Origin of the sequence: Chroococcidiopsis sp. CCALA 051 (genome assembly GCF_003015105.1) — a bacterium.
GTDB lineage: Bacteria > Cyanobacteriota > Cyanobacteriia > Cyanobacteriales > Chroococcidiopsidaceae > Chroococcidiopsis > Chroococcidiopsis thermalis.
In genome coordinates this window covers 1-11136 of the sequence record NZ_PYCI01000187.1, presented here as the reverse complement: position 1 = coordinate 11136, position 11136 = coordinate 1, and the positions used below count along the sequence as shown (strand labels likewise).

Sequence of the window (11136 nt, the reverse complement as noted above, 5' to 3'; positions counted from 1 at the left end):
TTTGTTCTAAAAGGCACTCTATCGGTTCGATGGCTTTTCTGTCTACTGCCAAGCGCCAAAAACTGTCCGAAGTATTGTTAAATGAAGCAATTAAAAATGTCCCTGGTGCAACTCAAACTGCTCCTAATTATATCCCTGGATTTGCTGGTTTCACGATTCGAGGATTTTCTGTTGGCGACTACGGACCAAACGTTACCAGAAACGGATTGAGTTATGGAGTTCCAGCAGGAACACAAGCAAGTTTCTCGGATATTGAACGGGTAGAAGTTCTCAGGGGTCCTGCTTCAGTTCTATTTGGTCAGGGCGATCCTGGTGGGACAATTAATATTGTCAGCAAACAACCTCTGCGCGATCCTTTTTACTCAGTTGAAGCGACTATTGGCAGTTATAACCGTTACGGCGGTGCGATCGATTTAACTGGTCCATTGAATGATTCTAAAACAGCATTGTATCGACTCAATGCCTCTTATGAAGAAGCCGAAAGTTTTGTCGATTTTGTCGAGCCAGAAACCTCAGCAGTTGCAGGTGCTTTAAAGTTTGAACTTGGCGAAAAAACCGAGCTAAAATTTGATTCGCAGTACATCAAGATAAATCAGAGTTATCCCTCTGGTCTTCCCGCTATAGGAACTGTATTAGATAACCCAAACGGCGAAATTAAGCGCGATCGCAATTTTTCCAGCGAAGATAGTGAATACAGTCCAGAGGTTTTCCGAGTTGGGTACGATCTAGAGCATCGCTTGAGTGAAAACTGGTCATTGCGAAATGCTTTTTACTTTTCCACTCTCGAACAAAAAATTAGAGGTATCGGTGTTGATAGCCTCGAACCCGATCTAAGAACTTTACTGCGTCAAGGTGACGATCGCGATTACAACGAAGAAATCTTAGATCTATTCACGAATATAGTTGGTAAATTTTCTACAGGAGCGATCGAGCATCAGCTGCTATTTGGTGTCGATTTGAGACGGTCTAATTATACCGACGTGACCTTGAGAACTTTCCAAGGAACGCCTATTGACGTTTTTAACCCAATTTACAGTTCTCAAAGGCTTGAGATAATCGATCGCCCTAGTGATAATGAAGTAACAACCGATTCAATCGGTATTTATCTTCAAGATCAAATAACCTTGGCAGATAATTTTAAATTACTGCTAGGTGGTCGATTTGATGCTTTTGAACAAACTGACGAAGATCGAATTGAAGATACTGAAACATCTCAATCTGGGGATGCATTTAGTCCACGTCTGGGTGTAGTTTACCAGCCCATTGAGCCGATTTCGCTTTATGCTAGCTATACTCGCTCTTTTATACCGAGTTATGGCAGATCTGCTGATGACGAGCTATTTGAGCCAGGTCGCGGGACGCAATATGAGGTTGGAGTCAAAGCAGATATAAGCGATCGCCTTTCTGCCACGCTGGCATTGTACGATTTAACTCGCACTAACGTTAACACTACCGATCCTGATAATCCTGATTTTGAAATTCAAACAGGAGAGCAAAATAGTCAAGGTGTCGAGCTATTTGTTAGTGGCGAAATTTTACCAGGATGGAACATTATTGGTGGTTATGCCTATACCGATGCACGGATTACACAAGATGAAACTTTTGCAATTGGTAATCGAATTAATAATGTGGCAGAAAGCAGCTTCAATTTATGGACGAGCTATGAAATTCAATCAGGGAATTTGCAAGGATTGGGCTTTGGCTTAGGATTTTTCTATGTCGGCGATCGCCAGGGAGATTTAGATAATTCGTTTACTTTACCCAGCTATTTTCGCACGGATGCAGCGATCTTTTACAATCGCGGGCAATTTAGGGCAGCTCTGAACTTTAGGAATTTATTTGATGTAGACTATTTTGAATCTGCTTATAGCGATCTGAGTCTTTATCCAGGGGAGCCATTCACCGTTCTAGGAACAGTTTCCTGGCAGTTTTGAGTAGTTAGTACATTCATGAAAATCTCTTTACGCCGCTTTGCCTATCTAGCATGTTTGGGAATCTTAGTGGTAACGCTGATTTCGACTTGTAACACGATCGGCGATCGCAGCCTTACACGCTCAAAACAGTTGGTAGAGAATTGTCGGTTCGTGAAGCATGTGATGGGTGAAACTTGCATTCCTCGTCATCCCAAACGAGTTGTGATTCTGGATTTAGATACTTCCGCTAATAGTTTGGCATTAGGTATCAAACCTATTGCATCAGTATATCTTGAATTATCCAATCCTATTCCTAATTATCTTCAAGATAAAGTCGATGGCATAGAACTTGTTGGAGGACATGACGCTCCTAATTTAGAAAAGATTTTGCACCTGAAACCCGATCTCATCCTAGCTAATTCTTATTACTCAAAAGGCATTTATAAACAGCTATCTCATATTGCGCCTACAGTTGTATTAAATATTCCCTATCCTCCTCCTTCGTGGAAGCAACAATTAAAGGAACTGGCGCAAATATTAGACAAAGAAGATGCAAACAAACAATTAATGAATGATTATTGGCAGCGCCTTGAAAAACTCAAACAAATGTTAGGAGATCGCCGCCACAATCTAAAGATATCTGTTGCCAGTACCAGTTCGCAATATGGAATTTGGGCGTATGGAGAAAAGCATTTTTCTGGAACGGTGCTAAAAGATCTTGAAGTGCAACGTCCGCGATCGCAATCAGGAGATCTTTTCTACGTAGAAAACCTGTCAGAAGAAACAATATCAGATATTGATGCGGATGTTCTTTTCTTTTTGACTTGGGATGATAAAGATGATAAGAAGACGCTAGAAAAGCTCAAACAAAGACCCTTATGGCAACAACTTAATGTCGTGCAGCGCGATCGCGTCTATTTTGTAGGTCATCATTGGCATAGTTCAGATATTTTTGCAGTTCATGCCATGCTTGATGACTTGTTTAAGTATCTAGTTAATTCACCTTAAGTTTATGTTTTTTGCGTTGGACATTTACTATGCCACCTTCGCCAACTTCTAATTTACGCTCCAAAAAGCATCCATTGCTACGATTGTTAGGCTATGCCAAAAACCACCGTCCTCAAATCTGGATTGCTGTCACCTGTACAATTCTCAATCAACTCTGCGACCTAGCGCCATCCTATCTAATCGGTGTTGCAGTCGATGTGGTAGTGGAAAAAGAGAATTCTCTGATTGCTCAAATTGGCATAACCAACATTATCGGTCAATTAGCAATACTGTCGCTATTAACTTTATTAGTTTGGAGTTTAGAATCATTATTTGAATTTCTGTACGATCGCCTCTGGCGCAACCTTGCCCAAACAATTCAGCACGAATTACGCCTCGATACCTATAGCCATTTGCAGGAATTAGAACTGAGTTATTTTGAAGAACGCTCGACTGGAGAACTTCTCTCGATTGTAAACGATGATATCAATCAATTAGAAAGATTTCTCAATTTTGGCGCAGCAGAAATCCTGCAATTTCTCACCGTAATTTTTGCTGTAGGTGGTTCGTTTATTTTGATTGCTCCTAGTGTGGCTCCTTTCGCAATCTTACCTATTCCCTTCATATTTTGGGGTTCGTTTGCGATCCAAAAACAACTCGCTCCTCGTTATGCAGACGTGCGCGAAAAAGCGGGATTCATTAGTAGCCGTTTAGCCAACAATCTCTCAGGAATTGCGACAATTAAAAGCTTCACTACCGAAAACTACGAGCGCAGTCGCGTTTTTGATGAAAGCGATGCTTATAGACGTAGTAACAAAAAAGCAATCGCCCTTTCTGCGGCTTTTTATCCATTAATTCGCTTCTTAGTTGTAGTGGGTTTTATCGCCACGTTATTTTTTGGTGGTGTAGCTGTAGCAAACGATCGCCTCACGGTAGGAACTTACGGTTTTTTGGTATTCATCGTACAGCTATTATTGTGGCCCTTTGCTTCTTTAAGCCAAATTATGGACGAATATCAAAGAGCAATGGCTTCGATCCGTAGGGTAATGGGATTGTTGGATACTCCGATCGCGATTCCAGGGGGCGATCGCACCTTACAATTAACAACAGTACGCGGTGAAGTGCAGATAGAGAATATCGCCTTTGCCTACAAAGAGCGCCACAATATCTTGAAAAACCTATCGCTGCATATTCCCGCAGGAGCGAATATCGGTATTGTCGGTGCGACGGGTTCGGGGAAAAGTACGCTCGTCAAGCTTCTGCTGCGGTTTTACGAAATTCAAAGCGGACGCATTAGGATTGATGGAGTCGATATTCGAGAATTACAACTACAAGAATTGCGACGTTGCATTGGTTGGGTAAGCCAGGACGTGTTTTTATTTCACGGTACGGTAGCTCAAAACATCGCCTATGGTAACTTAGCCGCCAGCGACGAAGAGATCGTCCGCGCCGCCCAATTAGCCGAAGCACACGAGTTTATTCTGGAGTTACCGCAAGGTTACGATACAATCGTTGGAGAACGGGGACAGAAGCTTTCTGGCGGACAAAGACAGAGAATTGCAATCGCCCGTGCGATTCTCAAAGACCCGCCCATTCTAATTTTAGATGAGGCAACCTCTGCGGTGGACAACGAAACCGAAGCCGCAATTCAAAAATCCCTGACAAAGATTACCCAAAATCGTACCACCATAGCTATTGCTCACCGCCTTTCCACAATTCGTCACAGCGATCGCATTTACGTGATGGATAAAGGTGAAATTGTCGAGCAGGGTAAACACGAAGACTTATTAGCACTTAATGGCATTTATGCTAGTCTTTGGCGAGTGCAGTCTGGAAGTATTTGACGCTCTTTGGGTCATTTGTCTGTACAATGATTGTCAATTGTCTGCAATTCTAATTCAAAACTTGAACCAATAAGGCTAGAACTACGCATTCAAGATCGTAAAAGCACGATGAGAAAAGCGATCGCCAGCTCACCTAAAGGAGCGAATATGCCAAAACTATCGCCCTTGCTGGGTCTAATTGTCGGGCTGGGAATCCTGCTCATTTGCTTTGTATATAGCATCAGTTTAGGTGCAGCAGAAATACCTCTAGCTCAAATTTTGAAATCCTTCAGCGCTTTTGACGGTTCTTACAATCATCTCATCGTCCAGACTGTAAGACTACCGCGATCGCTAATGGCGTTGCTCGTTGGTTCGTCGCTTGCAGTATCGGGAGCGTTAATGCAAGGCTTGACGCGCAACCCTTTGGCTGACCCAGGGATTTTGGGGATTGAGTCAGGCGCAGCACTAGCTGTCGTGGCGACAATTTTTCTGTTTGGCAGTTCTAGCTTGAGCGTTTTAACTCTTGCTGCCATGCTAGGTGCAGCAGCCACGGCAATTTTGGTCTACTTTCTTGGTTCTCTGGGACGGGGAGGGGCAACCCCTCTGAATCTCACGATCGCAGGTGCGGCGCTGACAGCTCTGATTTCGTCCCTGACTACGGGAATCTTGATTGTCAGTCAACAAACCCTAGAAGAAATTAGATTTTGGTTAGCTGGTTCGCTGGCTGGGCGCGATACTGACATTCTGTTGCAAGTACTACCTTTTATCGGGGTGGGATTAATTGTTGCTTTTGCTTTGGGTAGACAAATTACGACAATGAGCCTGGGTGAAGATGTGGCAAAAGGCTTAGGTCAACAGACAGCTTGGGTAAAAATTATGACCGCAATCGGCGTGGTTTTACTAGCAGGAAGTTCGGTCGCCTTAGCGGGACCAATTGGTTTTATCGGCTTAGTCGTTCCCCACACCGTAAGATTTTTCATCAAAGCTGATTACCGTTGGATTTTACCTTATGCGGCAGTTGTGGGCGCAACTTTACTTTTAGTTGCAGATGTAGCAGCGCGTGTATTGCTCAAACCTCAAGAATTACCTGTGGGTGTGATGACAGCGATCGTTGGCGCTCCTTTTTTTGTCTATTTGGCTAAGTCAAAGGTGAGAAAATGAAGTTTGCCCAGTTGTAACTGCTCAATGATTCTACCTTGATAGCGGTTTTCAATTGGATGCAATACACGTCTGGTAGGGGCGCACAGCTGTGCGCCCCTACAAATGTCATCCACACAATCGAGAATTGCATTGAGTGCCGTTGATATCGTATGCCCTAATGCCATTTCCGAACAGAGGTTGACAGGTAAAAATTGTTGCTTCCCCCTTGACTCTCCAGTTAACTAGAGGATTCACAATAGATTTAGTCACGTTATGGAGTTGAGCAAATGTTAATCCAGCTCAAAGTTCCCAAACTCGCTTGCGCTGCTTGTGTCGATACTGTAACTCAAGCAGTGAAGAAGGTTGATGCAACGGCAAAAGTAGAAGCCGAGCCGAAAACAAAAATGGTCAGTATTGAGACGCAACGATCGGCAGCAGAAATTGAAAATGCGATCGCTGCTGTAGGCTATCCTGCGGTTTAAGCAGCAATTGGTTACCAATAAAAAGTAATCGCCATATGGATAACATCACGCTGAAACTAAAAGGCATGAGTTGTGCCTCTTGTGCTAACAACATTGAAGCCGCGATTCGCTCTGTTCCTGGGGTGAGTCATGCCAGCGTTAACTTTGGTGCAGAACAAGCTACAGTTACTTACGATCCTGACAAAACAGATGTGGCGACACTGCAAAATGCGGTTGACGCAGCCGGATATTCCGCTCAGCCGATGCAAGAAGATGTGTTGGCAGCAGATGACGATGCCGAACGTCGGACGCGGCAGGTAGAAAATCGCGACTTGACTCGTAAGGTTTGGATTAGCGGGATTATTAGTGCCGTACTGGTGATTGGGTCGTTGCCTGCTATGACGGGGTTATCTATCCCCTTCATCCCTATGTGGCTGCACAATCCCTGGCTGCAACTGATCCTCACGGCTCCAGTGCAGTTCTGGTGCGGTGCATCCTTCTATGTCAATGCCTGGAAAGCTTTCAAGCGCCATACAGCCACGATGGATACTCTAGTGGCGATCGGTACGGGTGCGGCTTACTTATATTCTCTGTTTCCCACCTTCTTTCCTGGGTGGTTTATCGCTCAGGGTTTGAACCCAGACGTTTACTACGAAGCCGCCGCTGTCATCATTACCTTAATCTTGCTGGGAAAACTTCTAGAGAATCGCGCTAAGGGACAAACCTCAGAAGCAATTCGCAAACTAATTGGCTTACAGGCAAAAACAGCGCGTGTCATTCGCAACGATCGCGAGGTGGATATTCCGATTGCCCAAGTCGTTTTGGGGGATATCATCCTGGTTCGTCCTGGGGAAAAGATTCCAGTCGATGGAGAAATCGTTGATGGCTCCTCCACGATTGATGAGTCAATGGTGACGGGTGAAAGCTTGCCTGTGAAAAAGCAGCCTGGAGATGAAGCGATTGGGGCTACGATCAATAAAACTGGCAGCTTTAAATTTCGGGCGACACGAGTTGGTAAAGATACATTTTTGGCGCAAATTGTCAAGCTCGTACAGCAAGCTCAGGGTTCTAAAGCACCGATTCAACGGTTGGCAGACCAAGTGACGGGATGGTTTGTACCTGCGGTCATCGCGATCGCGATCGCTACCTTTGTCATCTGGTTTAACATCATGGGTAACCTGACGATGGCATTGATTACCACCGTTGGAGTGTTAATTATCGCCTGTCCCTGTGCTTTGGGTTTAGCTACACCAACCTCAATTATGGTAGGAACAGGTAAAGGTGCGGAAAATGGCATTCTGATTAAAGGTGCAGAAAGCCTGGAACTAGCGCACAAACTGCAAGCGATCGTGCTTGACAAAACAGGTACGATTACGCAAGGTAAGCCAACTGTCACCGATTTTGTCACGGTGAACGGAACGGCACATAGCAACGAGCTAAAACTCTTGCGCCTAGCTGCTGCTGTCGAACGTAATTCAGAACATCCTTTGGCTGAAGCGGTGGTGCAATACGCCTCTTCTCAAGGAGTAGAATTGACCGACGCACGAGAATTTGCAGCGGTTGCAGGTAGTGGCGTGCAAGGATACGTAGGCGATCGCTTCGTACAAATTGGCACGCAGCGCTGGATGCAAGAATTGGGAATTAACACTAGCCAATTACAGCCACAGTGGGATCGACTGGAGTATCTCGGTAAAACAGTCATTTGGATTGCTGTAGACGGCACAGTCCAAGCCATTATGGGAATTGCGGATGCCGTCAAACCATCTTCTGCTGCTGCTGTACGCACTATGCAGCAGATGGGATTAGAGGTAATAATGCTGACTGGTGACAACCGCCGCACGGCGGAAGTTATTGCGCGGGAAGTCGGGATTAACCGAGTCATGGCAGAAGTTCGTCCCGATCGCAAGGCTGAGGTTGTTAAGTCTCTGCAATTAGAGCAGCAGGGGAGCAAAAAACGATTCACGACTCCCAAAATTGTCGCAATGGTTGGCGATGGGATTAACGATGCACCAGCCTTGGCGCAGGCGGATGTGGGAATTGCTATTGGTACGGGAACGGATGTGGCGATCGCCGCTAGCGATATTACATTAATTTCTGGTGACCTACAAGGCATCGTCACCGCAATTCAACTCTCGCGTGCCACGATTCGTAATATCAGACAAAATCTGTTTTTTGCTTTCATCTACAACGTGGCTGGCATTCCAATCGCCGCAGGTATTCTCTTTCCTTTCTTTGGTTGGTTGCTCAGTCCGATTATTGCAGGTGCGGCAATGGCATTTAGTTCTGTTTCAGTGGTGACAAATGCACTGCGTCTGCGTAACTTCCATCCGAAAACTGGGCGCTAAATTCATGATGCTGAAGAAGGTGACATTCTTTGCGGACGTTATACCATTTCACTCAAGCTATGTTAGAGACGATTTTCTATAGCCCCCCTTGAAAAGGGGGGTTGGGGGGATCTTTCTGCCGTAGTCAAAAAGTCAATTGGTATTAGCAGGATTTAGATTTTTGTTAGGAGCCAGGAGCAGTTTTATAGGAGGTTTTCAATGGTAAGCAAAACTGCGATCGTAGGTGGTATTGCGAGTATAGGATTGGCATTAGGCATTGCTTCGGGACAAGCAGTGGCACAAATGTCTCATGAAGGGATGCAACGCTCCGAAATAGAGCAGAAGGGTCAGTTCCACCGGATCGAACAACCGCTATGGTTGAAAGGAGCCGTTACGGTTAGTGGTTTGGGATTAATTGGACTAGAACTGTGGTGGTTTTTGCTCAGCAAGCCTAAGTCACACAAAGCCAAGACGAGTCAAGGAATTCAGGCAGTCGAGATTGCTGTTGATGGTGGGTACGAACCCAGTCGAGTTGTGGTAAAAGCAGGTCAAAGAGTCCGACTCAACTTCCACCGTACAGATCCTAGCAGTTGCCTCGAAGAAATTCGATTTCCTGACTTTCATATCGCCCAGAATCTCCCCCTCAACCAAGTCACACCCATCGAGTTCACGCCGGACAAACCAGGGACTTATACTTTCACCTGTGGCATGAATATGTTTCGAGGAGTCATCGAAGTTCAACCTGCCGATTCTACTTTTGTTGCCAGCTTAACGCCTGTTGCCCCATCTACTACTGTCAAATAACTGCTTTGAACAGCTCGAACTCATCATGCATTAGTCCGACACAAATTTTATTGCTTTCAATGAGAAAACTATCATTTAAGTTTGAAGAAGTTCTAATTGAGCAAAAGAATTTCGGTCTGTCAAACGCTAGTTCAGGGGATGCTGGATGAAGAATGCTTCACGCCGTCAAGTTTTGCAAGGTGCGATCGCTTCGGCGATTATTATTGGGTTCAATCCTGCCATGCGATCGTGGGTCACATCCGCCAGTGCTGCATCTGAGTTTGAATCTCTGCCACCCCTGGACGGTACACTTTACACCGATTCTGCCACCCGCAATGCTGCCGCTGATGATTTCGGTCATCTCGTGCGTCGTTACCCAAGTGCTGTACTCAAACCAGGTTCGGTTGAGGACATCGTGAGAATTGTCCGGTTTGCTCGCAGCCACAAGCTGAAAGTTGCTGCACGCGGTCAAGCGCACTCCACTTACGGTCAACCGCTCATAGAGGCGGGGATAGTTATTGATATGAGTTCGCTCGATACGATTCATACTATTAATGCAGAGGGGGCAGAAGTGGATGCAGGTGTATTGTGGAGCCAATTGCTCCTTGCATCGCTGGAGCGACAACTGACACCCCCCGTCTTGACAGATTACATCGAGCTATCCGTGGGTGGCACTTTAGCCGTTGGTGGGATCGGTGGTAGGAGTCATCGTTATGGCGTGCAGGTGGATAACGTCTTATCCCTTCAAGTCGTCACGGGTGCGGGCAACCTAGAAACTTGTTCTCGCTCCCAAAATCGCGATTTGTTTGAAGCAGTGCTGGCAGGGTTGGGTCAATGTGGCATTATCGTCAGGGCAACAGTTCGCCTGATTCCGTCTGCCCAAAATAGCCGTGTATTTCTCTTGTTTTACAACAATCTGGCTGCTTTGACGCACGACCAGCGCTGGCTAATTGCCCAAAAACGATTTGACTACGTAGAAGGTCAAGTCGTACCCGATGCTAGTGGTGGATGGCGTTATATGTTGGAGGCAGCTAGCTTTTATACACTACCAGATGAACCAGACAATAGCAGTTTACTTGCTGGGTTAAGTTACACTCAGGGTACTCAACAGATTGAAGATAAGTCTTACTTTGATTTTGCGAATCGGTTAGCTCCAACTGTAGCTTTTTTAAAGGAGAGTGGAGTATGGTTTTATCCGCATCCTTGGTTAGATTTATTCGTACCAGAAACCGCAGTTAACGGCTTTGTCGGCAAGATCGTTTCTAACTTAACTTTAGCAGATACGGGTCAGGGTCCAGTACTGCTGTATCCCGTGGCAACAGACCGCTTGAGGCTACCGCTGTTTCGGGTTCCTGATGAGGAGGTTGTGTTTCTATTTGCGATTCTACGCACTGCACCACCCAATGCTAGCGCGATCGCCAAAATGCTAGCTGATAACCGCACGTTTTTCGAGCGCAACCGTGACAGTGGTGGATATCGCTACCCGATTGATGCCGTTCCATTTTCTCAAGCCGATTGGAGACAGCACTTTTATCCAGTATGGGGTAGGCTAGTCAGCGCCAAGCGCCGCTACGATCCTGACAATTTACTTACACCTGGTCAGGGGATTTTTTAGCACAACTCTAAAACAATACATCGGACAGAATCAGGCGGCGATAGTGCCGTAGGAACGTAGACTTTGGTAGTTGGGATGAGATTTAATCAA

Annotated in this window: 9 protein-coding genes; 8 read left to right on the top strand and 1 reads right to left on the bottom strand. The window is 45.6% G+C overall.

The window, feature by feature from the left end; translation table 11 throughout:
- From C7Y66_RS28255 to C7Y66_RS28240, 4 genes are all read left to right on the top strand, one after another.
- A partial coding sequence (locus C7Y66_RS28255) for a TonB-dependent siderophore receptor (protein WP_106548112.1) occupies positions 1-1934 on the top strand: 1934 nt, incomplete at its 5' end.
- 15 nt (positions 1935-1949) lie between these two features.
- Positions 1950-2921, top strand: coding sequence for an iron-siderophore ABC transporter substrate-binding protein (locus tag C7Y66_RS28250; RefSeq protein ID WP_106548111.1), 972 nt, complete (start codon positions 1950-1952; stop codon positions 2919-2921).
- A gap of 29 nt (positions 2922-2950) precedes the next feature.
- Complete coding sequence (locus C7Y66_RS28245) at positions 2951-4744, top strand: ABC transporter ATP-binding protein (protein ID WP_106548110.1); 1794 nt, start codon at positions 2951-2953, stop codon at positions 4742-4744.
- Between the two features lie 108 nt (positions 4745-4852).
- Positions 4853-5884, top strand: coding sequence for an iron ABC transporter permease (locus tag C7Y66_RS28240; RefSeq protein WP_106548109.1), 1032 nt, complete (start codon positions 4853-4855; stop codon positions 5882-5884).
- Here C7Y66_RS28240 and C7Y66_RS30720 read toward each other — a convergent pair.
- Positions 5854-6048 carry a hypothetical protein gene (locus C7Y66_RS30720; protein ID WP_146149901.1) on the bottom strand — a complete coding sequence of 65 codons (195 nt, stop codon included), beginning with the start codon at positions 6046-6048 and terminating at the stop codon, positions 5854-5856. The two genes, C7Y66_RS28240 and C7Y66_RS30720, sit on opposite strands and share 31 nt — an antisense overlap.
- 102 nt (positions 6049-6150) lie before the next feature.
- Between C7Y66_RS30720 and C7Y66_RS28235 the strand changes: the two genes are divergently transcribed.
- From C7Y66_RS28235 to C7Y66_RS28220, 4 genes are all read left to right on the top strand, one after another.
- Positions 6151-6345, top strand: coding sequence for a heavy-metal-associated domain-containing protein (locus C7Y66_RS28235; protein WP_106548108.1), 195 nt, complete (start codon positions 6151-6153; stop codon positions 6343-6345).
- 35 nt (positions 6346-6380) lie between these two features.
- The gene (locus tag C7Y66_RS28230) at positions 6381-8669 is read left to right on the top strand and encodes a heavy metal translocating P-type ATPase (RefSeq protein WP_106548107.1); all 2289 of its coding nucleotides are present in this window, start codon (positions 6381-6383) and stop codon (positions 8667-8669) included.
- Positions 8670-8867: 198 nt separating this feature from the next.
- Positions 8868-9452 carry a cupredoxin domain-containing protein gene (locus C7Y66_RS28225; RefSeq protein WP_015155685.1) on the top strand — a complete coding sequence of 195 codons (585 nt, stop codon included), beginning with the start codon at positions 8868-8870 and terminating at the stop codon, positions 9450-9452.
- Positions 9453-9597: 145 nt separating this feature from the next.
- The gene (locus tag C7Y66_RS28220) at positions 9598-11046 is read left to right on the top strand and encodes an FAD-binding protein (RefSeq protein ID WP_106548106.1); all 1449 of its coding nucleotides are present in this window, start codon (positions 9598-9600) and stop codon (positions 11044-11046) included.
- Positions 11047-11136: the final 90 nt, after the last annotated feature.

Bases quoted from the DNA above. Each gene is read 5' to 3' on its own strand.
- C7Y66_RS28250 (WP_106548111.1), top strand. From the start codon at position 1,950: ATGAAAATCTCTTTACGCCGCTTTGCCTATCTAGCATGTTTGGGAATC.
- C7Y66_RS28245 (WP_106548110.1), top strand. From the start codon at position 2,951: ATGCCACCTTCGCCAACTTCTAATTTACGCTCCAAAAAGCATCCATTG.
- C7Y66_RS28240 (WP_106548109.1), top strand. From the start codon at position 4,853: ATGAGAAAAGCGATCGCCAGCTCACCTAAAGGAGCGAATATGCCAAAA.
- C7Y66_RS30720 (WP_146149901.1), bottom strand. From the start codon at position 6,048: ATGGCATTAGGGCATACGATATCAACGGCACTCAATGCAATTCTCGAT.
- C7Y66_RS28235 (WP_106548108.1), top strand. From the start codon at position 6,151: ATGTTAATCCAGCTCAAAGTTCCCAAACTCGCTTGCGCTGCTTGTGTC.
- C7Y66_RS28230 (WP_106548107.1), top strand. From the start codon at position 6,381: ATGGATAACATCACGCTGAAACTAAAAGGCATGAGTTGTGCCTCTTGT.
- C7Y66_RS28225 (WP_015155685.1), top strand. From the start codon at position 8,868: ATGGTAAGCAAAACTGCGATCGTAGGTGGTATTGCGAGTATAGGATTG.
- C7Y66_RS28220 (WP_106548106.1), top strand. From the start codon at position 9,598: ATGAAGAATGCTTCACGCCGTCAAGTTTTGCAAGGTGCGATCGCTTCG.